Consider the following 23,759-nt stretch of genomic DNA (forward strand, 5'->3'; position numbering starts at 1 on the left):
AGACATGGCCACCCGCAAAGACCCGAGCGATGAAACCTGCCCCGTCGCGCGCACCCTGGAGCTGGTCGGCGAGCGCTGGTCGCTGATGATCGTGCGCGATGCCTTCGACGGCATGCGCCGCTTCAGCGACTTCCAGCGCAGCCTGGCGGTCGCGCGCAACATCCTGTCCGACCGCCTGCGCCGGCTGGTGGAAGCCGGCATCCTGACGACGCAGCCGGCTTCCGATGGCAGTGCGTATCACGAGTATGTGCTGACGAAGAAGGGAGAGAGCCTGTTCCCCATCGTATTGGCCTTGCGCCAATGGGGCGAACACCATCTGTTTGCGCGGGGCGAGCGGCGCTCGCAGATGGTGGAAAAGCGGACCGGGAAGCCGGTGCCGTTGATGATGCCCCGGACCAGCGACGGTGATGTGCTCTTGCCGGGGGAAGCGGAAGTGCGCAAGCCGCGCTAGGGGCGGGCGGTGACGAGGTCGTCAACAGTCGCCCGCTTTCCAGCACGGGCGACATGGTTCTTGCCTTTAGCTGCCCCGATACGTCCCGAAGCTCCACGGCGAACACAGCAACGGCACATGGTAGTGCTGCGCGGCGTCCGCGATGGTAAAGCGCACGGGAACGATGTCGGCGAACACGTCGGGGGTGCGGAAGTAGTCCGCCACCCAGAAGCGCAGCTCGAACTCGCCGGTGCGCGCCTGGGCCGGCGGCAGCATCGGCGTGTCGGTGCGGCCGTCGTGGTTGGTGCGGGTGCGCGCGATCAGCCGTGGCGGCTGGGTTGCGACGTCGAACAGTTCGACCTGCATGCCGGCCACGGGGCGGCCCAGGGATACGTCGAGCACATGTGTGCTGATGCCTGCCATGATGCGTTTGTCTCCGGGTAGGGCCGCGGCGTCAGCTGCCGCGGTAGTAGTTGTAGCTCCACGGCCCGAACAGCACGGGCAGGTGGATGCGCTGGCTGGCGTCGGTGACGCGCAGGCGCAGCGGGATCTTCGACAGGAAGGAGGGTTGCGGCAGGCTGGCCTTGCGCGCGGCAAAGTACTCGTCCGCGTGCAGGATCAGTTCGTAGGTGCCGGTGCGGTAGCTGTCGCCGATCAGCAGCGGCGGTTCGCTGCGGCCGTTGGCGGCCAGCGTGACGGTCTGCAGCGGCGTGCGCTGGCCATTGTCGATGCGGAACATCTCCACGCGCATGCCGGCCGCGGGCGTGCCGTGATAGGTGTCCAGCGCGTGCAGCGTCAGGCGCGGGCTCAGGCCGCCTTGCTGCACCGGTGCTGCGGTCTGGTTGGGGGCCGCCGCATCGGGCGTTGCGCCCCAGCTGGCACCGGCCAGCAGCGCGCCGCCGCCCAGCGTCATCGATTGCAGCGCGAAGCGCCGGCGGGTGGGATCGAAGCTATGGTCGTCCATGTCAGGCCCCTTGCTTGCCGTGCTTGCCGCCCAGCTTGCGGATGCCAATCAGCACCAGCACCGCGGCCAGCACCTCGATCGCCGCCACCAGGTACAGGCCGGAGGTGAGCTTGCCGGTGGTGTTCTTGACCAGCCCCATCACATAAGGCGCGCCAAAGCCGGCCAGGTTGGCCACCGAGTTGATCAGGGCCACGCCCACCGCGGCGGCGCTGCCTGCCAGGTAGCGGTTGGGCAGCTGCCAGAACACGGGGATGGCGCTCATGGTGCCGACCAGCGCGGCAGTCATGGCCAGCAGTGCGATCACCGGCGACAGCACCTGCGCGCCCAGCAGCACGGCCAGCACGGCCATGGCACCGCCACCGACCAGCGCCGCGCCGCTGAAGTGCCAGCGCACTTCGTTGCGGCGGTCGGAATGCGCGCCGTTGAGGATCATGCCGGCGGCGCCGCACAGGTAGGCCACGGCCGCGATCCAGCCCACCGCCATCGGCGTGGTGAAGCCCACGTCCTTGATGATGGTCGGGATCCAGAAGGTCAGCGTCGAGTTGGCGCACAGCAGGCAGAAGAAGATCGCGATCAGCAGCCACACCTTGGGGTTGGTGAAGAGCGTGCGCCAGTCGTGGCCGCGCTCGCCCAGGGCGGCGTTGTCGCGCTTGAGGGCGTCCTGCAGCACGCGCTTGTCGTCGTCGGAGAGCCAGCGCGCCTGCTCCGGCTTGTCGGTCATGTAGAACCAGGCAAAGATGCCGGCCAGCACCGACGGGATGCCTTCCAGGATGAACAGCCACTGCCAGCCGTGCATGCCGTTCACGCCAGCCATGCCGGTCATGATCCAGCCGGCCAGCGGGCCGCCCAGCACGCCGGCGATGGCCGAGGCGGACATGAAGGTGCCGAAGGCGCGCGCGCGGCGCTGCGACGGATACCAGTAGGTCAGGTACAGGATCACGCCCGGGTAGAAGCCGGCTTCGAACGCGCCCAGCAGGAAGCGCAGGATGTAGAACTGCGTGGGCGTGGTGACAAAGCTCTGCAGCATGCAGATCACGCCCCAGCAGATGGTGATGCGCATGATCGTCTTCTTGGCGCCGATCTTCTGCAGCAGCATGTTCGACGGCACTTCGAAGAAGAAGTAGCCAAGGAAGAAGATGCCTGCGCCCAGCCCGTACACGGCCTCGCTGAACTGCAGCGCGTCCAGCATCTGCAGCTTGGCGAAGCCGATGTTGACCCGGTCCAGCCAGGCCAGTACCCACAGCACCCCGAGGAAGGGCAGCAGGCGCCAGGTTACCTTGCGGTAGACGCTGTCCTCGGCGTCGTCGGCGGTGCCGGCGAATACTGGGATGCCTTGTTTCGTGATCGACATGATGTCTCCTGTCTTGTCGTGTTCTGCCAGGTCTTGCTTGGCGGCGGTGCATGCCGTCCGCCGGGTTGGGAGCAAGTATATGAATGGCCCGCCAATGCGAAACGAGGGGGCTGGTATAGGCCCCATAGCAGCGCCGATATGGGCTGCAATCCCTTGTGTGGCGCGGGTTTGCGGGAGACGGGGCGGACCTTCGGCGTACCTATGGATTACCCTAGTCAGGGCGTTTTCGGGGGTGCGCGCACGCGCGCCGGGCAGGCTCGTCCGGGTTGTACCGGTTGCCGTGCGGTGCGCGACACGCTACAAAGTTGCCATTGCCCGGCATGGCGTTGCCGCCCGGAGCGGCGGCGGCCGCACCCGCCAGGCCTCCACTTTTGCTGCCACGGACCCAACATGATTCGCGCCGACGACCCGTTCGATACCTACCTGCTGCGCGTGCTGTGCATCCTGATCGCCGAGCAGAGCGTGTCGCGCACGGCGATCCGCCTGAACCAGTCGCAGCCGGCCATCAGCGCCGCGCTCAAGCGCCTGCGCGCGATCTTCAACGACCCGCTGCTCACGCGCGAGAAGAACGTGATGGTGCCGACCGAGCGCGCGCTGCAGCTGGCGCGCAATGCCCAGGCCGCGCTCAGCGCGCTGGACAACCTGCTGGTCTCGGACGAGCGCTTCGATCCCGCCACCACCGAGCAGAGCTTCGTGGTGGCCATGCCTGACTACCTGGCGCCGCCGTTCTTCGCGCACGTGGTGCGCGCGGTGCGGCGTGCGGCGCCGCACGCGCGGCTGTCGGCGCTGCCGCTGGGGGCCACCTTTGATTACGAGCAGGCGCTGTCTGCGGGTACGGTCGACATCGTGATCGGCAACTGGCCCAACCCGCCTGAGCACCTGCACCTGTCGGTGCTGCTGGAAGACGAGGTGGTGTGCGTGGTGGCGCAGGACAGCGTGCATGCGCAGCCCGGCAAGTTTACGGCCCAGGCCTACCTGGGCGCCTCGCATATCGTGCCCACGCCGTATTCGCGCGACCAGCGCGGCCTGGTCGATGCCGGGCTGAGCACCATGCGCGTGCACCGGGACAACCGCGTCAGCTGTCCCTACTTCAACCTGGCGCCCAGCCTGATCCCCGGCACCGACCTGATCCTGACCACCGCGCGCCACTTCGCCAACTATCATGCGCAGCATGTGCCGCTTGCGGTGCTGGAGCCGCCGATCGAGTTCCCGTTCATGCGCTTCTACCAGCTGTGGCATCCGTCGCGCCACCGCTCGGCCGCGCATGTCTGGCTGCGCGGCATGCTGACCGCCGCCTCGCAGGAGTTGCGCGACCTGCGCGATATGCGCCGCTAGCGGTATCGGTTTCTGTTATGGGATCTATAGGGCGCGGGCTCTCGCCGCTGCGGCGGGCCGTTCCTATACTCGGCCCCGTATCCAACGATTCCCCATGCGCGGGATCCCTACGGGAGAAGCATCCATGTCTCAACCACTCGACCTGGCGTCGGTCAACGCCCTGGACGAAGCGGCCTTTGCCGATGCCTTCGGCAGCGTGTTCGAACACTTTCCGCAGGCCGCCGAGGGCGCCTGGGCGCAGCGGCCGTTCGCATCGGCAACGGCGCTGCATGGCGCCATGATGGACGTGGTGCGCAAGCTCGACGAGCCGCGCCAGCGTGATTTCCTGAACCTGCACCCGCAGTTGTCGGCACGCAATATCCGCGCGGGCACGATGACGGCCGATTCCAACGCCGAGCAGAAGAGCGCCGGCCTGGATGCGATGTCGGCGCAGCAAGAGGCCACGCTGGACCAGTTCAACGCTGACTACCAGGCGCGCCACGGCTTCCCGTTCATCATCTGCGTGCGCCACTACACCCGCGAAGGCATCTTCGCCGCGTTCGAGCGCCGGCTTGGCCGGAGCACGCAGCAGGAGCTTGACGAAGCGCTGGCACAGATCGCCGCGATCACGCGCGGGCGGCTGGCGGCGCGGCTGGCCGGTTGAGTCCAGCGCCTATCCAAAGGCTTCAAGCGCCAGCGCCAGCATCCCCACCAGGATGAGGCTGGCGGCCCAGACCGCCTCCAGGTTGAACCAGCTCCGCGACACGAACTTCAGTCCCAGGTAGCGGTAGACCAGCCATGCCATGGCGCCGCCCACGGCGAACATGGCCAGGGTGTGGATGACGGACACCAGCAGCGCCATGCCCAGGTTGGCGCTGGCGAGCGTGGCGGCGGCCTGGTGCCCCAGGTCCGTCTCGACACGGCAGAGGCCAAGATAGATCGGCACCAGCATCAGGCCGGCACCATGCGCGATCGCCACCGCGAACGACCATAGCGCCAGCCGCGATGGCGCGATGCGCACCAGTGCGCGCGGGTGGCCTCGCCTGAGCAGCAGCACGATGCCGCAGCCGATCAGCAGCACGCTGGCGCCGATGCGGATCTGCGCTTGCCAGGCGACCAGGGCCGCCAGCATGCCGAAAGGCAGCGTCACCGCCAATACCGCAAGCGCATGCCCGAAAGCCAGGTATCCGAGCGCGGCAAGGAGGGCGCGGCTGCTATGCGCCAGCAGGCCGTTCGCTACCGCCAGCGGCCAGCCCATGGCCGGGTTGATGCCGTGATAGAGGCCGCTGGCCAGCACTGCCGACCAGAGGCCGATCTGTTCCCAGGCGTGACCGGTCAAGCCTTGACCGACGGATAGCAAAACGAGTCGGTCGAGCAGTCGCCGCCTTCCAGCCGGATCTGGTGCGCGCGGTAGCCTTCCGGAAACTCGACCCAGTAGTCATCGGCCAGCGTCAGCCCGCCGTCCGGGCCGGCATGCGCCATGACCTGCGTGCCGGGGATGCCGTCTGGGTAGAACTGGTTGTCCCAGGTGGAGTAGAGCGAGTTGGTCCAGTAGACGCGCTTGCCGTCGCGGCTGATCTCGACCATCTGCGGGCCGCCGGTGAAGGGCTTGCCGTTGGGATGCGGCGTGCGGCGGACGATGCCGCCGATATGGACCGAGCCGGCGAGCTTCAGGTTGCGCGGATCGCTCACGTCATACTGCCGCATTTCGCCGGTGCCCCAGCAGGACACGTAGAGGAACTTGTCGTCGAGGGACAGATCGATATCGGTCACCAGCGGCGGCACGGCGCCGAAGCCCTGCAGCAGCGGCGGCAGCAGGCTTGCGTCGGCGGCTTCGGGCGGGATGGTTGCGGTCTTCTCGGCGTGGAACTTGCCGCCTTCGCGCCACCAGGTCCAGATCGAGCCTTCCAGGTTGGTGGTATCGACCACCACGCCAACAAAGCCGTATTCCCGGATCGGATCATGCGCAGGCCGGACTTCCAGCGCCATCTGGTGGTTGGCGCCAAGGTCGATGGTCTGCACGTTGCGGCGCGCCCGCAGGTCCCAGAAATGCAGCTTGTGCCCGTAGCGGTTGCCCAGCAGGTCCTCGGGCACCAGCCCGTTCTCGAACTGCGGCGGCAGGGCCCATTCGCTCGACACCATGTAGTCGCGCGGCAGGTTCCACCAGAAGTCGTAGTGTTTTTCCTGCTCGCCGCGGTCGATTTCCCAGCGGCCCAGCACGTCGAAGGTCTCGCAATCCATGATGAAGATGCCGGGCGCGCCGTCCGTGCCATCCGGGCCACCGCCCCCGAGCGTGCTGACATAGATGCCCTCCGGCCCGCAGTGCACGGTGTGCGGCCTGGAGTAGCCGGTCTTGCGGAAGATCTCGTCCGGTTCAACGATCTTGTGGATCCGTGCCTGGGTCGGGTGCGGCTTGGTGTCGATGATATACAGGCGCGACGAGCGCATGCCCGGAATGATCAGGTAGCGCCGTTCGAGAAACGCATGGCCGGTCAGCGGCGACAACGACGACGAGCACGCATTCCAGCCGAAATGGTGCAACTCGTCGCCCTTGTTGGTCATCGGCACGGTATGCACCACCTGGCTGTAGGTGGGCGAGCCGGGTTTGGCGTCGATCACCGCGAGCGCGTCTGGCTGCGATGCGTCGGGGCTTAGCAGCACCGTATAGGCAAATGATTCCGCTGGTGCGCTGATCGCGAGTTCCGGCGAGGCGTGAAATGTCGGATCTGGCCGCATGTTCATGGGGAACCCTCCTGGTTATGCAGGACGTCGCAACGTCGCCGGTACATCACTTGCCCGTGGCGCGTGGCCAAGGTGCAGGGGAAGCCTACTTAGCCTAGGTCGTTCTCAATACCGAGTCAAAGGCGGCACAGGCGCGGCAAAGGAATGACCTCCAGGGTGCCGATTCATGCTGGCAAAAGATGCGCTTCGTGAAATAGAGATTTACGAAAAGCCATAAATCAAGCAGAAATGAGGCTCCGGGCCAGCGCGCGACGCGCGCCACGCCGGTATCAGCGAAACGATCAGCGAAATGGAAACCCAAGCAATGGATGCGGTGAAACCTCAAGGCGAGGGCGATGAGAAGTTCTGCCTGGACAATCCGGCACTGGAGAGCATCGGTGTCAGGATCACCGAGTGGCGCGACGACTATGTAGAACTTGAGCTGCCGCTCGCGCCCAGTATGCTCAACCGCAGCCGGGTCGTGCATGGCGGCACCATCTGCACCTTGCTCGATGCCGCCACTGGCTATTCGGGCCTTTACTCGGCGCCGGGCGAGGCCGCGCGCCATGCGGTCACGCTGTCGCTGACCTCGAACTTCCTGAGCAACGGCACGGGCAAGCTGCTGACCGCAAAGGGCATGGTCGACCGGCGCGGACGCTCGATCTTCTTTGCGCGCGCAGAGGTGTGGCTGGATGGGGAGCTGCTGGTGGCAACGGGCGTCGCCACGATGAAGTACCTGAAGTAGGCAGTGCGCTCAGGCGCCGTCCTGGCGCCAGCGTGTCGGCGACTTGCCGAACTGTGCCGCGAACCAGCGCGAGAACGCGCTGGGTTCCGAAAACCCCAGCAGCGTGGCGACCCGGGCCAGCGGCCGCTGCGGATCCTGCAGGTAGCGTTGCGCAAGCTCGCGGCGCACCTCATTGACCAGCGCGGAGAAGGTATCGCCATCCTGCTCCAGCTGGCGCTGCAGGGTGCGCGGACTGATGCCAAGGCTTTGCGCGACCTGTTCCACCGCGCCGCGCCCGCGCGGCAACAGCTGGTGCAGGGTGCGCCGGACGTCGGCCGCGATCGAAGGCTTGCCGGCCCCCGGCTGCAGGTCGAGGAAGCCCCTGGCATACCCGGCCAGGCTGGCATCGGCCAGCGGGTTGATGCGATCCAGGTCGCCGCTGGCGAGCACCAGCCCGTCGAACTCCGAACCGAACTCAATGTGCTGCCCGAACAGGCGCCGGTGGATTTGCAGGTCGGCCGGCGCCGCATGGGCGAAGTGCACGCTGTGCGGCTTCCAGGACGCGCCCAGGATGGCGCGGATCAGGCTGTACAGGGCGGCCACGGTCAGTTCCATGGCCTGCCTGCCGGGCTGGTGCCGGCCGGTCTGCAACGTCACATGCAGCACCGCGATCTCGGGATACTCCGTGACCAGGATGGAGATGGAGTCGCTGAGCCAGTGGCGGTAGCGCTCGATCTCCGCCAGCGCGTGGCGCAGCGTGGGCTGGTGCTGCAGCAGCAGGCTGACCGGGCCGAAGTCTGACAGGCGCCACGATTCCCCCACCATCAGGCCAAGCGAATGGCAGGCCGTGACGCGCGCCGAGGCCTCCAGCACTTCGGCCAGGCGCGCTTCCGGGATGCGCAGGTCCGGGGTGTACAGGCAGGCCTGGTCCAGGCCTGCCTGGGCCACCATGCGCACCGGATCCAGGCCCGCGCCCCGGGCAATCGCCAGGTATTTGGTCAGGGAAGCGCTGCGAACAAGGACGGTCATAAGGCTGCCGCGAGAGTGGGGTGGGGGCGTCGGTCGTGTCCGTCATCAAATGTCAAATCCTGGCGCAATCGGTCAAGGGTGCCGCGCCATGGCTGTCTGACAATCGTTTCCGTCGCGCCAATGATAGCGGCGCGGGCAGGACACGACAATCAGGAGACAGCCTTGGCAAAAGCCATTCGCATGTACGAGACCGGAGGGCCCGAAGTCCTCCGCTATGAGGACGCCGAGGTAGGCGACCCGGGCCCGGGCGAGGTGCGGATCCGCCACGCCGCGGTCGGGCTGAACTATGCCGACACTTACTTCCGCAACGGCACCTACCCGGTGCCGCTGCCTAGCGGCATGGGCGTGGAGGCAGCCGGCGTGGTGCAGGCGGTCGGGCCGGGCGTGACCCATGTCGCGGAGGGCGATCGCGTCACATACACCGGCTTTATCAACACCCTGGGTGCGTACAGCACCGAGCGCCTGGTGCCCGCCGCACCGCTGATCCGCGTGCCGGAAGCGATCAGCTTCGAGACCGCGGCAGCAATGACCATGCGCGGCCTGACCTCCGCCTACCTGATGCGCCGCATCTACCCGTTCCAGGGTGGCGAAACCATCCTGCTGCACGCGGCTGCCGGCGGCGTGGGGCTGATCGTCGCGCAATGGGCCAGGCTGCTCGGCCTGACCGTGATCGGCACTGTCTCGACCGAGGCCAAGGCAGAGGTGGCGCGCGCCCATGGCTGCGACCACATCATCAACTACAGCCATGAGGACGTGGCAAAGCGGGTGCGGGAACTGACCGATGGCGCAGGCGTGTCGGTGGTCTTCGACAGCGTGGGCAAGAGCACCTTCATGGCGTCGCTGGACTCGCTGAAGCGGCGCGGGTTGATGGTCTGCGTCGGCACGGCCTCCGGCACCATCCCGCCATTCGATCCGCAGTTGCTGGCGAGGAAGGGTTCGGTCTACCTGACCCGTCCGGCGCTGGCCGACTACATTGCGGACCCCGCCGAAAAGGCGGAACTGGCCGCCGAGGTGTTCGGCCATGTTGCCGCCGGCCGTATCCGCATCGAAATCAACCAGCGCTATGCGCTGCAGGATGCCGTGCAGGCCCACCGCGACCTGGAATCACGCAACACCACCGGGTCTTCGATCTTTGTGCTGTAAAGGAGCGTCCCCATGCGAGCCCAACCTCTTACCTGCAATATCGGCGCCGAAGTCAGCGGCGTCAGCCTGGCCGATGCCGCGCGCGACGACGCGCTGTTTGCCGAGATCAAGTCCCTGCTGCTCACGCACAAGGTGCTGTTCCTGCGCGACCAGGAAATCTCCCGCGCGGACCACGTGGCGTTCGCGCGCCGCTTCGGCGAACTGGAAGACCATCCCGTCGCCGGCAGCGATCCCGATCATCCGGGGCTGGTCCAGATCTATCGCAGCGACAAGCGCGAGAACTACGAGAACAGCTACCACACCGATGGCAGCTGGCGCGAAACCCCGCCCATGGGCTGCGTGCTGCGCTGCATCGAATGCCCGCCGGTCGGCGGCGACACCATCTGGGTCAACATGGCGGCGGCCTACGAGCACCTGCCCGAGGAAATCAAGCAGCGCATCGCCGGCCTGCGCGCCAAGCACAGCATCGAGCATTCGTTCGGCGCGGCGATGAGCCCGGAAAAGCGCGCCAGCCTTGCCGCGCAGTACCCCATGGTCGAGCACCCGGTGGTGCGCACGCATCCGGAAACCGGCGAGAAGGCGCTCTACGTCTGCGGCTTCTCCACGCATTTCGCCAACTTCCATACGCCCGAGAACGTGCGCTACGGACAGGACAAGACCCCGGGCGCCAGCCATCTGCTGAACTACCTGATCAGCCAGGCGGCGATTCCCGAATACCAGGTGCGGTTCCGCTGGCAGCCCAACAGCGTGGCCATCTGGGACAACCGCTGCACCCAGCACTACGCGGTGCAGGACTACTGGCCGGCGCCGCGCAAGATGGAGCGCGCCGCCATCATCGGCGACAAGCCGTTCTGAGGCGCGCCAGCCGCCGCCAGGCCACGTGCCTTTATCAATGGAGACATGCCGTGCACTACCTCGATGGATCCCTGTTCCCTGAAAACCAGCAGCCGCTGATCATCACCGCGGCACCGTACGCACCGGGCTGGCTGCCCTCCGATTTCCCGGAAGACATCCCCGTGACGATGGAAGACCAGATCCAGAAGGCCGTGGATTGCTACAACGCCGGCGCGACTGTGCTGCACCTGCATGTGCGCGAACTCGACGGCAAGGGCTCGAAGCGTCTGTCCAGGTTCAACGAGCTGATCGCCGGGGTGCGCAAGGCGGTGCCGGAGATGGTCATCCAGGTGGGCGGTTCGATCAGCTTCGCCCCGGAAAACGAGGGGGATGCCGCCAAGTGGCTTTCCGACGACACGCGCCACATGCTTGCCGAACTCGACCCCGTTCCGGACCAGGTGACCGTCACGGTGAACACGTCGCAGATGAACGTGACGGAGCATGCGGAACTTGCGGATTTCAAGGGCACCTCGCGCGAGAACCCCGCGATCTTCAACGCGTACAAGGAAATGACGGTTCCCGCCCAGCCTGGCTGGGTCGAAGAGCACATCCGCCGCCTGTCCGCTGCCGGCATCCAGAGCGCATTCCAGTGCTACAACATCAATAGCTTCGAATCCGTTGAGCGGCTGATCCGGCGCGGCGTGTACAAGGGCCCGCTGGTCATGAACTGGGTGGCGATCAGCGGCGGCATGGATGCGCCGAGCGTCTTCAACCTCGCCAACATCGTCCGCGCCGTGCCGGATGGCGCGGTGCTGACCGTCGAAAGCTCCGTGCGCAACGTGCTGCCTGTGAACATGATGGGGATTGCCCTGGGCCTGCATGTGCGGTGCGGGACCGAGGACTGCCTCTGGAACCAGTCGCGCACGGCCAAGATGAGCACGGTGAAGCAGATCGAGCAACTGGTGCGCATCGCGGGCGAATTCGGCCGCAAGGTGGCAACGGCCCAGGAAGCGCGCGAGATCCAGAAGATCGGCGTGTTCTACGACACGGTCGAAGAGACGCTGGAGGCCAACGGCTTCGCGCCGAACCGCAATGGCGGCAATCAGGGCTTCCTGCGCAAGGCCGCCTGACCCGGGTCGGTCGGCACTGGCGATGCGCCAGCAGAAGGGCGGGGGTGGCAGATCACCGGCTCACGATGAAGCCGGCTGCTGCCCTGAACAACCCTCGAACATTCGGAGACAACCATGAATCAAGCACAACCGTCGGCACGCCGCAGGGCGTCGCTGTCATGCATGCTCGGCCTGGCGCTGTCGGTGGCGCTGCCGGCTGCGCTCCCATCGATCGCCTATGCCCAGGCGTGGCCGACCAAGGTGGTCAAGATCGTGGTCGGCGGCCCCGCCGGCGGCACCGCCGATATCCTCGGGCGCATGCTGGCCGAGGGGCTGACGCAGTCGCTGGGCAAGCCGGTGATCGTCGAGCAGAAGCCGGGCGGCGCTGGCGCGATCGCGGTCAACACACTGCTTTCCGCACCGCATGACGGGCATACGCTGCTGCTGATCCAGGGTGGCATCGTTTCCGAAACGCCGCTGGCGCTCAAGGTCTCGTTCGATCCCTTCAAGGACCTGAAACCCGTTGCCCAGGTGGCACGCACGGGGCTGGTGCTGGTGGGCAACCCCAAGCTGCCGGCGAAGAACTTCAGCGAACTGCTTGCCTACATCAAGAGCAAGCCCGGGCAGATCGACTATGCCTCTTATGCCGCCGGCATGCGCGGCCAGACCATCGGCGTCCAGTTCAACCGCCTGGCCGGCGTGGATATGAAGCATGTCGGCTATAAGGGATCGCCGCCCGCGCTGCAGGATGTGATGGGCGGCCATGTGCCGCTGATGTTCGACGGCCTGGCCACGTCGCTGCCGCTGATCAAGTCCGGCAAGCTCAAGGCCTATGCCGTGGCGTATCCCAGGCGCATTCCCGCGCTGCCGGATGTGCCGACCTTCGCCGAAGTCGGCTTCCCGGCGATGACCGAGCCCGGCTGGATGGGGGTGTGGCTGCCGCCGGACGTGCCGGCGGCGGTGCAGGAAAAGATCCGCAACGCCACGCTGGCCATCGTGCAGCAGCCCGGCTACCGCGAGCGCGTGGAGGCCATGGGCATGGACGCCGGGCAACCGCTCAGCAGCGAGGCGCTGTCCAGGGATGCGCGCGCCGCCCATGAGCGGCAGGCGGAGTTGCTGCGGTCGATACATTTCGTGCCGGAGTAGGGGGAGGCCCGCCTTGCGCGGGCCTCGGCGAATCGTTCAGCAAAGTTGTATGCTTTCTGCATGGCGCGCCGGGCGCCTTCAGCGCGTCCCGGCCCCGGCGCAAAAAGTATGGCGGTGACGATATGAAGCCTGCTCACGCATTGATTGTGACTTGCGTCATGCTGGCCGCCTGCGTATCGACGGGCGTCGAGGTGAAACAGGAGCAGATGGCGAACTTCCTGCTCGGTTTCTCCACCCTCGACGACGTTACCACCCAGCTGGGGAAGCCCTCGTCGCAGACCACCCTGGTCAACGGGTCGACCATCCTGATCTATTCGTTTGCGGCCTCCAGGCCGCACCCTGAGAGCTTTATCCCGTTCATTGGCCCGCTGTTCGCCGGCGGCGCGATCCGGTCGTCGACGGTTTTCTTCGAGTTCGACGAGAACGGCGTCCTCAGGAGCCAGCGCCTGACCACGTCCGGCAGCATTTCGGGATGGAGCGTGCTGCCGCCCGAGATGTTGCCATAGGCGGGGGCGGTATACTTCCGCTCCTTTACGGCCCTGGCCGGACACCCGAGAGTTCCCATGAGCGCTTTGCCTCCCTGCCCAAAATGTCATTCCGAGTTCACCTATGAAGACGGGGGCCTCTACGTCTGCCCGGAATGCGCGCATGAATGGTCGGCGCAGGCAGCGGCGCCGGCCGAACCGGAGGCCAGGGTTTATCGCGATGCGGCAGGCAATGTCCTGCAGGACGGGGACACCGTCACCGTCATCAAGGACCTGAAGCTGAAGGGGTCGGCCGGTGTGGTCAAGATGGGTACCAAGGTGAAGAACATCCGCCTGGTCGACGGTGACCACGATATCGACTGCAAGATCGACGGCTTTGGTGCCATGAGCCTGAAATCGGAGTTCGTCAGGAAGGTTTGAACGGACGTTGCACCTTCGCCGCTCAGTCACCTGCGCGGCGGCTTCCGGGACGGGGTTGTCCCCCGGCTGCGCGAACGGGCTGCCGCGAACATCTGCATGTCGCGCAGGATACAGTCCAGCAGCGTATTCGCGGCCACGCCCATCGGGCGGCCAGCCTTCACCAGCAGGCGTGCCTTGGCGGCCTCGAACAGCGGATGGGCGATAGGCAGCGTCACCAGCTCGCCGGACTGCAATTCACGATAGGCCGCGAACCCGCCGATGAGCGTGATGCCATCATGCCGCTTCACGAAATGGCGCAGCACGGCCAGGGAGTTCGTGGTCAGCGTCGGGCGGATCTGGACATTCTCCGTGTAGGCCAGCATCTGCACGACCTGCCCGAGTCCGAATGCCGGCGGCATCATCGCCAGCGGGTAGTCGCCCAGTTCGTGCACGTCGACCTTGCCGCCCCGGCGTGCCAGCGGATGCCCGGCATGCACCAGCAGCACCACCGGCTGCGATGACGTGGCAACCCAGGCGATATCGGCATGCGCAGGCGGATTGTAGGCCAGCCCGATATGCGCGCGGCTTTCCGCTACCTCTTGCAGGACGTTGTTGACCGGGAGGATGTCGACGGTCACGTCGAGCCTGGGATAGCGCGCACAGAAGTCCGTCAGCACTTCGTCCATCAGTCCGTCGACATAGCCCTCGCTGGTGGCGATGCGCACCTGGCCGTGCTGCAGGCCGCGCAAGGCCTGCAGGCGGTCTTCGAAGAGCTCCTGCTGTGCGCGGCAGCCGCGCCAGTACTCGAGCAGATGCACCGCGGCTTCGGTCGGCTGCACCCCGCGTGCATGGCGGTCGAACAGCGGCGCGCCGACCTCATCTTCCAGCAGCCGGATCTGGCGCGTGATCACCGATGGCGAGGTGTTGATGCTGTCGGCCGCGCCACGGATCGAGCCATGTGTCAGTACCTCGTGAAAATAGCGCAGCCTGCGCTGGTTCAGTTCCCGCATATCGGATCCCGCTGTTGCCAATAGGGCAACGATAGCTGACTTAAGTTGCTCTTGCTCTGTTTTTTCATATGCCAGACGATCGACCCTGAACGACATCGCATCCACAAGAGATAGAGCCGACCACGGGAGAGACCGACATGTCCGCAACCCTGCCCCCACGTACCACGCCGGAGTACGGCAGCGCCGCGCAGCAGGCGCTGTACCGCAAGCTGAACTGGCGCCTGTTGCCGTTCCTGCTGCTCTGCTACACCTTTGCCTACCTGGATCGCGTCAACATCGGCTTTGCCAAGCTGCAGATGCAAAGCGATCTCGGCTTTTCCGATGCGGTGTACGGGCTGGGCGCCGGCATCTTCTTCTTCGGCTACGTCCTGTTCGAAATCCCGAGCAACCTGCTGCTGCCCCGGATTGGCGCCCGCAAGACCATCAGCCGCATCCTGGTGCTGTGGGGTCTCACTTCCGCGGGCATGATGTTCGTGCGTGACGAGACCACGTTCTATGTGCTGCGCTTCCTGCTCGGCGTGTTCGAGGCCGGCTTTGCACCGGGCATGATCTTCTACCTGACCTACTGGTACGGGCAGCGTCGCATGGCGCGCGTGATGGCCGTGGTGATGCTGGCCGGGCCCATCGGCGGGATCTTCGGCTCGCCGCTGTCGACGTGGCTGATGACAGGCCTGTCCGGCGCCTACGGCCTGGCGGGCTGGCAATGGATGTTCCTGGTCGAAGGGCTGCCTTGCGTGCTGCTCGGTGCGCTGGCGCTGCGCGTGCTGGCCGACCGGCCCGCCGAGGCGAAGTGGCTCAGCGACGAAGAGAAGCGCATGCTGGCGGCTGAACTGCAGGTGCCGGCAGGCGGCCACCAGTCATTCGGCCAGGTCGCGCGCGACCGGCGCGTCTACCTGCTGGCCTTTGCCTATTTCACGATGATCTGCGGCATCTACGCCGTGAGCTTCTGGCTGCCGTCGATCCTCAAGGCCGACGGCGTCACGGACACCATGCAGATCGGGCTGTATTCGATGATTCCGTACATGGCGGCGGCGATTGCCATGGTCGTGATCGGCCGCAGCTCGGATCGCCGCGGCGAGCGCCGCTGGCACAGCGCGGTCCCCGCATTTGTCGGCGCCGTGGCGCTGGCCCTGGCCACGGTCTCGAGTGGAAACCTGCCGCTGTCATTGCTCTGCATGACCGTCGCCACGGCGATGATGTGGGCCGCCTATACCGTGTTCTGGGCGATTCCGTCGCAATACCTGAAGGGCGATGCCGCCGCCGGTGGCATCGCGCTGATCAATACCATCGGCCTGATTGGCGGCTTCCTGAGCCCGACCATCATTGGCGCGGTGCGCACCGCCACCGGCAGCATGCAGGCCGGCCTGCTGGTGATGGTGGCGCTGCTGATGGCCGGAGCGGCCGTACTGGTAGCCAACCGGATGCCCTCGCCCCAGGGCGCGGTCTCGCCCGCCTGAGGCTGGCCATTCAATTCACGGAGAGAACATTGGCAACACGGATTCTGATCGCCGGATTTCAGCACGAGACCAACACCTTTGCGCCGTCAAAGGCCACCTATGCCAGCTTCGAGCGCGGCGAAGGCTTTCCGGCGATGGTGCGTGGCGATGACGTGCTGTCGCTGCGCGACGTCAACATTCCGGCCGGCGGCTTCATTGTCGCGGCTGAGCGGCGCGGCTGGATGCTGCTGCCGGTGATCTGGGCCGGCGCCAGCCCATCCGCGCACGTGACCGAGGATGCGTTCGAGCGCATTGCCGGCGAAATCGTCGAGGCCACGCGCGCCGGCGGATTCGATGCGGTCTATCTGGACCTGCACGGCGCGATGGTTGCCGAACATAGGGACGATGGCGAAGGCACCTTGCTCGCGCGCATCCGTGCCGTGGTGGGGCCGGGCGTGCCGGTGGTCGCATCGCTCGATCTGCATGCCAACGTCACGCGGGCGATGCTCGAGGCCGCCGACGCACTGGTGGCCTATCGAACGTATCCCCACGTGGACATGGCCGAGACCGGCGAGCGGGCCGCGGCATTGCTGCAGCGCTTGCTGGAGGGCAGGGGGCCGCTGCATCGCGCAGTACGCCGGCTGCCGTTCCTGATCCCGATCAACGGCATGTGCACGATGCTGGAGCCTGCCCGCGCCATGTATTCGCTGCTGCAGCAGGGGGAAAGCGGCGCCGTGGTGTCGCTGTCGTTCGCGCCGGGCTTTCCCGCAGCCGATTTCCCGGAATGCGGGCCGGTGGTCTGGGGATACGGCGAGGACGCCGCAGCGGTCGACGCGGCGGTGCAGGCCTTGTACGACCGGATGCTGGCCGATGAGCCTGCCTGGGAGGTCCCGTTCCTCTCGCCGGACGAAGCCGTGCTCGAGGCCATGCGGCTGGCCGAGGGGGCGACGCGCCCGGTGGTCATTGCCGACACGCAGGACAACCCCGGGGCCGGTGGCGACTCGAACACCACGGGCATGCTGCGCGCCTTGCTGCGCCACGGCGCGCGGCACGCGGCCATCGGGCTGATCTGGGATCCGGCCGTGGCGGCCGAGGCGCACCGCGCCGGCGTGGGAGCCACCATCGACGTCGCTCTCGGCGGGGTTTCCGGGGTGCCCGGTGACGAGCCGCTGCGGGGGCGCTTCAAGGTGCTGAAGCTCTCCGATGGCGTATGCCGCTACGGCGGGCCGATGATGAACGGCATGCTGGCGGATGTCGGGCCCGTTGCGCTGCTGCGTATCGACGATGTGCTGGTGGTCGTCAGTGCCGGCAAGGCCCAGATGCTGGACCGCAACCTGTTCCGCGTGGGCGGGGTGGAGCCCGAGGCCATGAAGATTCTCGTCAACAAGAGTTCGGTGCATTTCCGGGCCGATTTCCAGGGCATTGCGCACGCCGTGCTGGTGGCCAAGGCGCCCGGCCCGATGACGGCGGATCCCGCGGACCTGCCCTGGACCAGGCTTGCCCCCGGCATCCGTCTCAAGCCGATGGGCAAGCCCTTCCAGGGCTAGTACCGCGCCAGCGGCGCGGCCGGGCGACCCGGCGGGGCGTCAGTTGAAGACATCCTGCCGGTACCTGCCCGCGCTGACCATCTCCGCCAGCCAGTCAGACGCCGCCTCTGCCGTCATCCCCTCTTGCTCTGCGCAGATCTGAATCAGCACCTGCCTGACCGCGGGCGCCATGTGGCGGCCGTCGCCGCACACGTAGATGATCGCACCCTGGTTCAGCCGCGCCCAGACATCGGCACGGCGCTGCCACAGCAGGTCCTGCACGTAGCGCGGCTCGCCATCCACGACTGAACAGGCCAGGTGGACCTGCACCACGCCCTGTGCCTGCCAGCGCTCCACGTCGTCGCGGTAGAGCCAGTCGTGCGCGGGGTGGCGGCAGCCGTAGTACAGCTGCACCGGGGCCAGCGGCTGCCCGGCTGCCCGTTGCGCGGCCCGCTCCTCAAGGAAGCCGCGGAACGGCGCGATGCCCGTGCCGGGGCCGATCAGGATCATGGGCGTGGCCGGGTCCGCCGCGGGCGCGAAGGTGGGATTGGGCGTGCGGATGGCGCCCGCCATCATGGCGCCTGGCGCCAGGCTTTGCAGCCAGGTGGAAGCCACGCCGCGGAAGAGCCCGCGGCCAGACAGCGCCGGTGACCAGACCGTGCCGACGGTGATGGTCGCCACGTCGGGCGAGACCAGCGGCGATGAGGCAATCGAATAGAACCTCGGCCGCATCGGCACGGTGCAAGCGAGCAGGCCGGCCAGACCCACCTCGATCGCTGGAAAGCGGTCCAGCACGTCGGCCAGCCCGAGCCGGCGCGGCGCCACCTGGGCGGCGTACCCGCTCCCGGCGTCGTCCGAGGCCAGCTGCTGCAGGGCCTGGCGCGTGACCGGGCAGCGCGAAGACTGCGACAGCAGGCGCAGGGTATGGCGCGACACCACGTCCTGCAGCTCCACAAAATGGGTCAGCAACTGGCGCACGGACAGGGCCTCGCCCAGCGGCAGGCCGCGCGCGGCCCCGCCGGAGGCGGACAAGGTGACGATGGCGTCCGGGTCGATGCCGATCCGCTCGCACAGGGCCGCGACCATCCCGGGCTGGTTCTGCGGATAGACGGCGAGGTGGTCGCCGGTGGCGTAGCGCACGCCTTCGGGCAGCCTGAGGCGGATATCGCGCGTGGAAGTCCGCGGCGCCTCGCGCGAGAAATCCCACAGGCCGGCTGGATCGTTCACCAGCTCGGTGTTGGCCAGGACCGTGAAGGCCTGGGTGTTCGCCGGCAGCGTGGATGCGCGGATTTCGGCGACGTCTTTCACCTGCACCCGGACCGGCGGCGTTCCCTGGGCCGGCCCGCCCACGCCGTCACCGGCCTGCAAGGCTTGCCACAGCAAGGCGAGCCAGCGTTCCGCGGCCTGGTCGAAGTCGCCGTTGCCGTCAGCTTCGCCACGCGGCAGCAGCGGACTGGCGCCGGCATTGGTGAAGAATTCATAGACCCGGCGCGGGAAGGCCTGGTACGTCGGCCATTGCGAGTTGCCGCAGCCCAGCACGGCCACGCTCAGCGCTTCTGCCCGGTAGCCGCTGGCGGCGCCGCTGTCGAGCAGTGCTTCGAGCCGCCTTGCCGAGTCCGGCGCGCGGCCGTTATAGGTGGCGGCGATGATGACGGCCAGGCCGGTGGCCGGCAGCGCGTCGGCCACGTCGTCCAGGTCGCGCAGCGTCGCATCAAAGCCCGCCGCCAGCGCGCCGGCATGCACCTGCTCAGCCAGTTCGCGCGCGGTGCCAAGGCTGGATCCGTACAGCACGGCAAGCGTCCTGCCGCCGCCCCGCACATCGGGGCCCGCCTGCGGCGCTTGCGCGATCCCGGCGAGCGGCGCCGCAGCGATGCGCTCATGCGGCCGGCGCCGGCGCGCACGCACCGTGAATCCGTCGGGCTTGATCGTCAGTGTTTCCTTGATGCGGAACTGGTAGTCGTGCGCGTCGGTGAACTGGAAATTGCGCAGCATCAGCGCCAGTGCCAGCTTGGCCTCGGTCAGCGCAAACTGGCGGCCGATGCAGGCACGTTCCCCGTTGCCGAAAGGCATGTAGGCGTGGCGCGGCAGCTTTGCCTCCTGCTCAGGCAGGAAACGGTCGATGTCAAAGCGTTCCGGGTCGGCCCACACCTTGGGGTCGCGGTGCAGCGCGGTCAGCACCACCGACAGGCGCCTGTCCTTGCGGATCAGGTAGCGGCCGCCCAGCAGCGTGTCTTCAAACGGCGCCACGGCGAAGGCGGGCGCGGTGGGCCACAGGCGCAAGGTTTCCTTCAGCACGCGGTCCAGTACCGGCAGCCGCGCCAGGTCGGCGTAGACCGGCGCCGCGTCGCCGGGCAGCACGGCGTCCACCTCCGCGTAGGCCTGTGCCATCACGCCCGGGTTGCGCAGCAGTTCATACAGCGCGAAGGTGAGCAGCCCGCTGGTGGTCTCGTGGCCCGCAATCAGGAACGTGATCACCTGGTTGCGGATGTTCTCGTCGTCCAGCCGCTGGCCGGTGTCCGGGTCCCGCGCTTCCAGCATCAGGCCGAGCAGGTCGTTGGCCGTGCCGCCCCTGCGTTCGCCCGCGTCGCCCGCGCGCCGCCGCCGGATCACGTCGTCCACCAGGTCGCGCATGAAGCGGGTGTCGTGGTCGAACTTCTGGTGTGCCGCGTGCATGAAGCGGTCTTGCAGGGCAAAGCGCGTCAGCTTGGACATCGCCTCTTCCAGCGCGCCCACCATGGCCTCGATGAAGGGGTGCAGTTCCGCGCTGGCGAACGATTCAAAGTCATAGCCAAAGCCGGACAGCGCGATGGTATCGAGCGTCAGCCGCGTCATGTCGTCGGCGACCGCGATATCGGCATCCGGGCCTTGCCGGTCCCATTTGTCCACCAGCCGGTTGGCCACGCGCAGCATGACGTCGAAGTAGCCCTTCATCGCGCGCTGGCTGAACGCCGGCATCAGGATGCGGTGCGCCTTGCCCCAGTTGGCCTCGTCGGAGCGTGCGGTGAACAGCCCGTCGCCGGCCATGCCGCGCAGGTAGGACAGCGGCGGGCCGATGTACTTGCGGAACTGCGCGGCATCGCACAACTCGGAGGCCAGTGCCACCGACGTCACGAACGGCACGCGCCGGCCGGCGAAATTCAGCTCGAAGATGCCGTCATGGTGGCGGCTGCGCGCCAGCAGGTGCTGGCCCAGCGCACCAGGCGTGATCTGCAGCAGGTTGCCGACCAGCGGCCAACCCGGGTCGCGCGGGATGGGCTCGGGGATGGGGGCATGCATGGAGCGGGCAGGGGTTTGATGCGGCGCGTCGGACGCCTGGTCGGGGCTGGATAGCTCAATGGGCGGCGGCATGGCGGGGCGGTGTCTCCTGAACGGGCGCTGACACGCGATTTGCCACGTGCGGCCGTTTCATTTAACGTAGACATCTGTCTACCGGCCCAAGCGTAGACAACCGTAGACATGCTGTCAACGAAGCCTGTCGGGCAAAAACCGAGTCCTGCTACTAAACCACATTCATGGAAGCCATTGCCGACGGCAAACGCCGCCTGATCGACGCCGCGTTGCGGCTGGCCGCAGCCAAGCGCAGCTTTGCGGCACTCAAGCTGCGCGAGATCGCGCGCGAGGCCGGCCTGAATCCCAACACGTTCTACCGGCATTTCAGCGACATGGAAGACCTGGCCATCACCGCCATGGCCGAAGTCAGCGCTGAACTGCGGCCGATGCTGCGTGCGGTCCGATGGGCCGCTGCCCGCGACAACCCGGGTGAAGTGGCCAAGCGTGCCTGCGAAGCCCTGTTCTTGTACGCGCAGCATCACCCGGATGCATTCATCGTTGGTGTGTGCGGGATCACGGGCCCGCAGCCCGCGCTTCGCGTTGCCATTCGCACGGTGCTGGATGACATCGCCGCCGAGATGGCGGAAGACATCGAGCGGCTGGGGTTGTGTCCCAAGCTCTCACGCCCGGTCATTGACGACGTCTGCGCGTACGTCGTTTCCTACCTTTTCCATCAATGCGTCGACTACATCGAAGCCGATGCCGCCGGACGGCGCAGGCTGATGGCGCGCTCGGTGCAGTTGAGTTGCTGGCTGCTGCAGGGCGCGGCAGGGCCGAATGCCCAGCCGGGAACGAAATCAGGCAGGGAGCGCAAGGCCGTGGCGGCGTAGCCTGCTGTGACGAAACACGCGGAAGGAAGAATTCAGCCGAAGCAGTGGCCGAAGCGAAGGCGTGTGTCCGGGCCAGCGCTCACCCTGAAATCGTGATGCCGCACTCTTGCGCCACCGCCAGGAGCTTTTCCATGTCCGGCGCGCCTGGCGCAATTTCCTCATCGAGCCGCGTGAACAGGCGCGATGCGTTTCCGCCATGGCTGGTGACTGAAATCATTTCGCCGCCGCCGAAGCCGAAACGGAAGTAATGCACCGTGCCCGCTGGCACATGGACAAAGGTGCCAGCGGCAGCAGTGATCGCTTGATCGCCATAGCCGATCTCGACCGTCCCCTTGGTAATGAAGAACGATTCGTCCCAGTCATGGCTATGGGGCGGTGGGCCACTGCCTTCTTCGCCCTGCTGCAGAAACACCTCATAGCCTTGCGTGGCGGTCCTGGATGCCAGCACCGTGATCCTTTCTCCCACCACGTTGAGCGCGCGTCCATACGCATCCGGAGTCACCGCAAATGGTTCTGGTTTCATGCTGTTCTGCTCCGTCAGTGAGAACGTCGACGTGGCGATGCTGTCCAGGTGTGAGGCATGCGGCAGCTCCAAAGCGAGCCGGCCACGATGCCGGACGGGCGGGGCATGGGCTGCTCCCATATTTGATGTCTGGGAATTTTAGGCGGCCCACGATCGGAAGTCATCGCCAGGAATGAGGATTGCCATGGCCAATGTGCGTCAGCAAACGTTCCTCCCATGCGCAATGTCACTTGCCCCTGGCTCGCTTTCCCATTTCAATGGAGTTGACAGGGAGAGGGGATGACATCATGACAGTCACTCGCTTGCAGAGCATTCCCGGCATCGGGGTTGACAGGATGGCCGACAAGGCTGACTCGATGCGAAACGCCAATATCTTGCGACTGGAGAACCTCGACACTGACTTGCGGCCGCCGCCAGCAGCAATCCGGCGCACGCATGAGGCAATCGATGACGATGCTGCCAACAGCTATCTGCCATTCATGGGCCAGCGTGCACTGCGGGAAGCCGCGGTGGCGCGTGTCCGGCGCATCTCCGGCGTCACATACCACCCTGATACCGAATGCATCATCTCCGCGGGTGGATTGGCCGGGATTCTGAATGTCCTGTTATCCACAATCGAGACGGGGGACGAGGTGGTACTGACGGATCCGACCTACGCAGGCCTGATCAATCGTGTCTACCTCGCAGGCGGGCTGCCAAGATTTGCGCGCCTCATGCCAGGGGTCGACGGCTGGCGACTCGACCTGGACAGCCTCGCCGACGCGATCGGGCCCCGCACACGGGCATTGCTCATCATGTCGCCGTCGATGCCGACTGGCTTCGTCGTGTCCGCGCCGGAGTGGGAGGAGATCGCCCGGCACTGCGAGCAGGTCGGTGCGTGGCTGGTATATGACGCAGCCATGGAAAGAATCCTGTTCGACGGTCGGCAGGTGATCCACCCCGTTTCTCTGCCTGGCATGCGCGAGCGCACCATCACCGTTGGTTCGGTCTCCAAGGAATATCGCATGATTGGCTGGAGAGTCGGCTGGATAGTCGGGCCGGAGCCGCTGATGGCCGACGTGCGGCTGACCAGCTTGTCGAACGTCGTGTGCCAGGTCGGTATCGCCATGCCAGGGGCCACAGCCGCACTGACTGCCAGCGACGATGGCGTGGCCGCGGCAACGGCAGAGTGGGAATCACGCCGCGATATGATGTTGTCCGCGCTGGCCGATCTCCCCGTGATTCGCCCGCACGGCGGATGGTCGCTTCTGATGGATACCCAACGGCTCGGTCTTGCACCGTCTGAAGCGTCCAGGCGCTTGCTGGCGCGCGGCGACGTGGCGGCCACGCCGATGGATAACTGGGGGCCAAGCGGCATCCGGTACCTGCGCTTCGTCTTTGCCAATGAGCCGGTCCAGCGCCTGGCTGACATTCGCGAGCGGATTCGCCTGGCGTGGGACCTCTGACACGTGCAAC

At 66.6% G+C, this 23,759-nt stretch carries 23 protein-coding genes; 14 read left to right on the forward strand and 9 right to left on the reverse strand.

What is annotated here, in order from left to right:
• Window positions 1–4 precede the first annotated feature (4 nt).
• The gene (locus AC3WON_RS09785) at window positions 5–451 is read left to right on the forward strand and encodes a winged helix-turn-helix transcriptional regulator (protein ID WP_492351710.1); all 447 of its coding nucleotides are present in this window, start codon (window positions 5–7) and stop codon (window positions 449–451) included.
• Window positions 452–517: 66 nt separating this feature from the next.
• Here AC3WON_RS09785 and uraH (AC3WON_RS09790) read toward each other — a convergent pair whose 3' ends face one another.
• From uraH (AC3WON_RS09790) to AC3WON_RS09800, 3 genes are read right to left on the reverse strand one after another with little or no spacing between them, the layout of a single operon-like run.
• Window positions 518–853, reverse strand: coding sequence for a hydroxyisourate hydrolase (gene uraH / locus AC3WON_RS09790; protein WP_011616942.1), 336 nt, complete (start codon window positions 851–853; stop codon window positions 518–520).
• A gap of 31 nt (window positions 854–884) precedes the next feature.
• Window positions 885–1,394 carry a hydroxyisourate hydrolase gene (uraH, locus tag AC3WON_RS09795; RefSeq protein WP_340526673.1) on the reverse strand — a complete coding sequence of 170 codons (510 nt, stop codon included), beginning with the start codon at window positions 1,392–1,394 and terminating at the stop codon, window positions 885–887.
• A 1-nt stretch (window position 1,395) separates the two neighbouring features.
• A complete protein-coding gene (locus AC3WON_RS09800; protein ID WP_492351711.1) occupies window positions 1,396–2,745 on the reverse strand; it encodes an MFS transporter in 1,350 nt (449 codons plus the stop codon).
• A gap of 390 nt (window positions 2,746–3,135) precedes the next feature.
• On the opposite strand from AC3WON_RS09800, the gene AC3WON_RS09805 reads away from it, so the two are divergent.
• Together AC3WON_RS09805 and uraD are read left to right on the forward strand one after the other, a co-directional pair.
• Complete coding sequence (locus AC3WON_RS09805) at window positions 3,136–4,080, forward strand: LysR family transcriptional regulator (protein ID WP_011616945.1); 945 nt, start codon at window positions 3,136–3,138, stop codon at window positions 4,078–4,080.
• 124 nt (window positions 4,081–4,204) lie between these two features.
• The gene (uraD, locus tag AC3WON_RS09810) at window positions 4,205–4,723 is read left to right on the forward strand and encodes a 2-oxo-4-hydroxy-4-carboxy-5-ureidoimidazoline decarboxylase (protein WP_492351712.1); all 519 of its coding nucleotides are present in this window, start codon (window positions 4,205–4,207) and stop codon (window positions 4,721–4,723) included.
• Window positions 4,724–4,732: 9 nt separating this feature from the next.
• On the opposite strand, the gene AC3WON_RS09815 is transcribed toward uraD, so the two are convergent.
• Together AC3WON_RS09815 and AC3WON_RS09820 are read right to left on the reverse strand one after the other, a co-directional pair.
• Window positions 4,733–5,398, reverse strand: a complete 666-nt coding sequence (locus AC3WON_RS09815) for a hypothetical protein (RefSeq protein ID WP_492318653.1) — start codon at window positions 5,396–5,398, stop codon at window positions 4,733–4,735.
• The gene (locus tag AC3WON_RS09820) at window positions 5,395–6,801 is read right to left on the reverse strand and encodes a selenium-binding protein SBP56-related protein (protein WP_492340454.1); all 1,407 of its coding nucleotides are present in this window, start codon (window positions 6,799–6,801) and stop codon (window positions 5,395–5,397) included. The genes AC3WON_RS09815 and AC3WON_RS09820 overlap by 4 nt, the downstream gene beginning before the upstream one ends.
• Window positions 6,802–7,105: 304 nt before the next feature.
• Between AC3WON_RS09820 and AC3WON_RS09825 the strand changes: the two genes are divergently transcribed.
• Window positions 7,106–7,525, forward strand: coding sequence for a PaaI family thioesterase (locus AC3WON_RS09825; RefSeq protein ID WP_492318691.1), 420 nt, complete (start codon window positions 7,106–7,108; stop codon window positions 7,523–7,525).
• 9 nt (window positions 7,526–7,534) lie between these two features.
• Here the strand turns inward: AC3WON_RS09825 and AC3WON_RS09830 are convergent, their stop codons facing one another.
• On the reverse strand, window positions 7,535–8,533 hold the full coding sequence (locus tag AC3WON_RS09830) for an AraC family transcriptional regulator (protein WP_492318651.1): 999 nt from the start codon (window positions 8,531–8,533) through the stop codon (window positions 7,535–7,537).
• A 162-nt stretch (window positions 8,534–8,695) separates the two neighbouring features.
• Here AC3WON_RS09830 and AC3WON_RS09835 point away from each other — a divergent pair, with 162 nt between their 5' ends.
• The 6 genes from AC3WON_RS09835 to AC3WON_RS09860 all read left to right on the forward strand — a co-directional run bounded on the left by AC3WON_RS09835 (window position 8,696) and on the right by AC3WON_RS09860 (window position 13,670).
• Entirely contained in the window at window positions 8,696–9,676 is a 981-nt protein-coding gene (locus tag AC3WON_RS09835) for a quinone oxidoreductase family protein (RefSeq protein ID WP_492351713.1), read from the forward strand.
• 12 nt (window positions 9,677–9,688) lie between these two features.
• Window positions 9,689–10,531: a TauD/TfdA dioxygenase family protein gene (locus AC3WON_RS09840; protein WP_010809725.1), complete on the forward strand. Its 843-nt coding sequence runs from the start codon at window positions 9,689–9,691 to the stop codon at window positions 10,529–10,531.
• A gap of 50 nt (window positions 10,532–10,581) precedes the next feature.
• Window positions 10,582–11,640: a beta-keto acid cleavage family enzyme gene (locus AC3WON_RS09845; RefSeq protein WP_492318649.1), complete on the forward strand. Its 1,059-nt coding sequence runs from the start codon at window positions 10,582–10,584 to the stop codon at window positions 11,638–11,640.
• 114 nt (window positions 11,641–11,754) lie between these two features.
• Entirely contained in the window at window positions 11,755–12,765 is a 1,011-nt protein-coding gene (locus tag AC3WON_RS09850; RefSeq protein WP_492318648.1) for a Bug family tripartite tricarboxylate transporter substrate binding protein, read from the forward strand.
• 122 nt (window positions 12,766–12,887) lie between these two features.
• A complete protein-coding gene (locus tag AC3WON_RS09855; RefSeq protein ID WP_035827758.1) occupies window positions 12,888–13,271 on the forward strand; it encodes a hypothetical protein in 384 nt (127 codons plus the stop codon).
• Between the two features lie 57 nt (window positions 13,272–13,328).
• Window positions 13,329–13,670, forward strand: a complete 342-nt coding sequence (locus AC3WON_RS09860) for a zinc ribbon domain-containing protein YjdM (protein WP_492318647.1) — start codon at window positions 13,329–13,331, stop codon at window positions 13,668–13,670.
• A gap of 26 nt (window positions 13,671–13,696) precedes the next feature.
• Here AC3WON_RS09860 and AC3WON_RS09865 read toward each other — a convergent pair whose 3' ends face one another.
• On the reverse strand, window positions 13,697–14,659 hold the full coding sequence (locus tag AC3WON_RS09865; RefSeq protein WP_010809730.1) for a LysR family transcriptional regulator: 963 nt from the start codon (window positions 14,657–14,659) through the stop codon (window positions 13,697–13,699).
• 137 nt (window positions 14,660–14,796) lie between these two features.
• On the opposite strand from AC3WON_RS09865, the gene AC3WON_RS09870 reads away from it, so the two are divergent.
• Complete coding sequence (locus AC3WON_RS09870) at window positions 14,797–16,116, forward strand: MFS transporter (protein WP_058698529.1); 1,320 nt, start codon at window positions 14,797–14,799, stop codon at window positions 16,114–16,116.
• Window positions 16,117–16,145: 29 nt separating this feature from the next.
• The gene (locus tag AC3WON_RS09875; protein WP_492351714.1) at window positions 16,146–17,642 is read left to right on the forward strand and encodes a M81 family metallopeptidase; all 1,497 of its coding nucleotides are present in this window, start codon (window positions 16,146–16,148) and stop codon (window positions 17,640–17,642) included.
• 39 nt (window positions 17,643–17,681) lie between these two features.
• Here the strand turns inward: AC3WON_RS09875 and AC3WON_RS09880 are convergent, their stop codons facing one another.
• Entirely contained in the window at window positions 17,682–20,969 is a 3,288-nt protein-coding gene (locus AC3WON_RS09880; protein WP_492351715.1) for a bifunctional cytochrome P450/NADPH--P450 reductase, read from the reverse strand.
• Window positions 20,970–21,133: 164 nt separating this feature from the next.
• Between AC3WON_RS09880 and AC3WON_RS09885 the strand changes: the two genes are divergently transcribed.
• Window positions 21,134–21,781: a TetR family transcriptional regulator gene (locus tag AC3WON_RS09885; RefSeq protein WP_492318644.1), complete on the forward strand. Its 648-nt coding sequence runs from the start codon at window positions 21,134–21,136 to the stop codon at window positions 21,779–21,781.
• 79 nt (window positions 21,782–21,860) lie between these two features.
• Here AC3WON_RS09885 and AC3WON_RS09890 read toward each other — a convergent pair whose 3' ends face one another.
• Window positions 21,861–22,304, reverse strand: a complete 444-nt coding sequence (locus AC3WON_RS09890) for a cupin domain-containing protein (protein WP_492318643.1) — start codon at window positions 22,302–22,304, stop codon at window positions 21,861–21,863.
• Between the two features lie 287 nt (window positions 22,305–22,591).
• On the opposite strand from AC3WON_RS09890, the gene AC3WON_RS09895 reads away from it, so the two are divergent.
• On the forward strand, window positions 22,592–23,749 hold the full coding sequence (locus tag AC3WON_RS09895; RefSeq protein WP_492318642.1) for a pyridoxal phosphate-dependent aminotransferase: 1,158 nt from the start codon (window positions 22,592–22,594) through the stop codon (window positions 23,747–23,749).
• The last annotated feature ends 10 nt before the right edge of the window (window positions 23,750–23,759 follow it).

The sequence above is a fragment of the Cupriavidus sp. FW305-46 genome, assembly GCF_058787075.1.

Excerpts from the sequence above, each read along its gene's own strand:
- uraH (WP_011616942.1), bottom strand. The coding sequence starts at position 853 with ATGGCAGGCATCAGCACACATGTGCTCGACGTATCCCTGGGCCGCCCC.
- AC3WON_RS09865 (WP_010809730.1), bottom strand. The coding sequence starts at position 14,659 with ATGCGGGAACTGAACCAGCGCAGGCTGCGCTATTTTCACGAGGTACTG.
- AC3WON_RS09820 (WP_492340454.1), bottom strand. The coding sequence starts at position 6,801 with ATGAACATGCGGCCAGATCCGACATTTCACGCCTCGCCGGAACTCGCG.
- AC3WON_RS09850 (WP_492318648.1), top strand. The coding sequence starts at position 11,755 with ATGAATCAAGCACAACCGTCGGCACGCCGCAGGGCGTCGCTGTCATGC.
- AC3WON_RS09870 (WP_058698529.1), top strand. The coding sequence starts at position 14,797 with ATGTCCGCAACCCTGCCCCCACGTACCACGCCGGAGTACGGCAGCGCC.
- AC3WON_RS09880 (WP_492351715.1), bottom strand. The coding sequence starts at position 20,969 with ATGCCGCCGCCCATTGAGCTATCCAGCCCCGACCAGGCGTCCGACGCG.
- AC3WON_RS09860 (WP_492318647.1), top strand. The coding sequence starts at position 13,329 with ATGAGCGCTTTGCCTCCCTGCCCAAAATGTCATTCCGAGTTCACCTAT.
- AC3WON_RS09800 (WP_492351711.1), bottom strand. The coding sequence starts at position 2,745 with ATGTCGATCACGAAACAAGGCATCCCAGTATTCGCCGGCACCGCCGAC.
- AC3WON_RS09855 (WP_035827758.1), top strand. The coding sequence starts at position 12,888 with ATGAAGCCTGCTCACGCATTGATTGTGACTTGCGTCATGCTGGCCGCC.
- AC3WON_RS09825 (WP_492318691.1), top strand. The coding sequence starts at position 7,106 with ATGGATGCGGTGAAACCTCAAGGCGAGGGCGATGAGAAGTTCTGCCTG.
- AC3WON_RS09890 (WP_492318643.1), bottom strand. The coding sequence starts at position 22,304 with ATGAAACCAGAACCATTTGCGGTGACTCCGGATGCGTATGGACGCGCG.
- uraD (WP_492351712.1), top strand. The coding sequence starts at position 4,205 with ATGTCTCAACCACTCGACCTGGCGTCGGTCAACGCCCTGGACGAAGCG.
- AC3WON_RS09830 (WP_492318651.1), bottom strand. The coding sequence starts at position 8,533 with ATGACCGTCCTTGTTCGCAGCGCTTCCCTGACCAAATACCTGGCGATT.
- uraH (WP_340526673.1), bottom strand. The coding sequence starts at position 1,394 with ATGGACGACCATAGCTTCGATCCCACCCGCCGGCGCTTCGCGCTGCAA.
- AC3WON_RS09885 (WP_492318644.1), top strand. The coding sequence starts at position 21,134 with ATGGAAGCCATTGCCGACGGCAAACGCCGCCTGATCGACGCCGCGTTG.
- AC3WON_RS09805 (WP_011616945.1), top strand. The coding sequence starts at position 3,136 with ATGATTCGCGCCGACGACCCGTTCGATACCTACCTGCTGCGCGTGCTG.
- AC3WON_RS09895 (WP_492318642.1), top strand. The coding sequence starts at position 22,592 with ATGACAGTCACTCGCTTGCAGAGCATTCCCGGCATCGGGGTTGACAGG.
- AC3WON_RS09840 (WP_010809725.1), top strand. The coding sequence starts at position 9,689 with ATGCGAGCCCAACCTCTTACCTGCAATATCGGCGCCGAAGTCAGCGGC.
- AC3WON_RS09785 (WP_492351710.1), top strand. The coding sequence starts at position 5 with ATGGCCACCCGCAAAGACCCGAGCGATGAAACCTGCCCCGTCGCGCGC.